A 1,379-nucleotide genomic window follows, 5' to 3' on the forward strand; every position below is an offset into this window, starting at 1 on the left:
GCCCCATAAAACAGCATTTGCGCTTGGCGGGTGCAATTATGCAGCATCAGCTGCTTTTTTTCTTCAATGTCGCCCAAATCCACTTCGTCGTCGTGATCTTCTGAATAAGTCAAATCTAGCCAGTCTATGATCCAAGAAAAAAACATATTGAGACCAGCTGCAGCGAGCAGACGCAAATCATAAATATTGATATGAGCAAAGGCAGGCTGGAGCGCCAAATCATCTGCTAATAATATGCCGTGTTTGGTCATCAGCTCGCTAATAGATTTGCGCACAGCCTCTGAGCCACCAAAACGTTCGCTAACCAAAAACTGCCAATAGCGCGGCTGAGCGCTAACGGTTTGCAAAAATAGCTGAATACTCTTAGCAATTTGCCGATCAAAGCTGCGTTTGCGGCCTATTTGTAAGCTGCTGCTCAATGCAGCAAAAGTGCTGCCTAGCTCCTCATCTACCAAAGCTTGTCCAAGCGACTCCATATCATCAAAATGACGATAAAATGCCGTTGGCACCACGCCTACTTCACGCGTGACTTGCCTGAGACTTATCGAGCTAAACGATTGTCCCATCATACACAAATCGAGCACTGCATTGAAAAAAGCATGCCGGGTTTGAAGTTTTTTTTGTTCGCGACTACTCATAATGATTCAAAGTTTATTGTTGAAGGTTCATCATACGCATTTTGCTAGAAAATTACGAATAAAATACACAGCTTTTGTTAGACCACTAACTATAAAATAATGTCTTTCTAGCACTTTTTTTAGTTAAATAACGGTGCCCCAATGACCTTGCAATTCTTGCGCCAACCGATAAGCTTCATGGTCATTCATACCGGTGATAAAGTCCAAGATATTTAGAATATTGTGATAAATATTGCCTGAGAGCGCTCTTTGCTGCTCATCCAAATGTGGTTTGAGGAGGCTAAACAGTCTTTGCTCTTCAAAAGGCTGCGGGGAGGTGACCAGTTGCGTCCACGCCAGCGGCATAAAGGCATCGAGCAAGCGGCGCAGGCACTGGTTGGCCATAAGCTCCATCCGCACCTTGCTCGGATGATTAAATATTTTCTCGCGTGCCAACAGTTTGGCCTCAGTGATGCCGCTTTGCACACTGATATCACAGTGAGCAAATAAGCTGCCTTGTAGGGTGCCCGCTAGCATCTCATCGCGGTTTATCACAAAGGCGTCTGTGACCGTATTGACCAGACGCATCATAGCTCGTGCACGTAGTGCCGCTAGGCTTTGCCTGATTGACATAGTGGAGGACAAAGGAGTAGGGCGCTCACCTATGAGTTTATAAAAAATATCCGCCACTTCATCAAATTCAAGCATATTGAGATGAATACCGTCCTCTAGATCAATTAAGGCATAACAGATATCGTCCGC

1 protein-coding gene and 1 pseudogene are annotated in these 1,379 nt (G+C 45.0%); both read right to left on the reverse strand.

The genetic code is table 11. The features are described 5' to 3' along the window. Positions 1–638, reverse strand: a 638-nt coding sequence (locus ACTXGO_RS13825; RefSeq protein WP_443574923.1) for a TetR family transcriptional regulator, incomplete at its 3' end; no start/stop codon positions are given. Between the two features lie 123 nt (positions 639–761). Then, positions 762–1,379: pseudogene (locus ACTXGO_RS13830) on the reverse strand (deoxyguanosinetriphosphate triphosphohydrolase); the annotation flags it as partial.

Source organism: Psychrobacter sp. T6-1 (assembly GCF_052258445.1).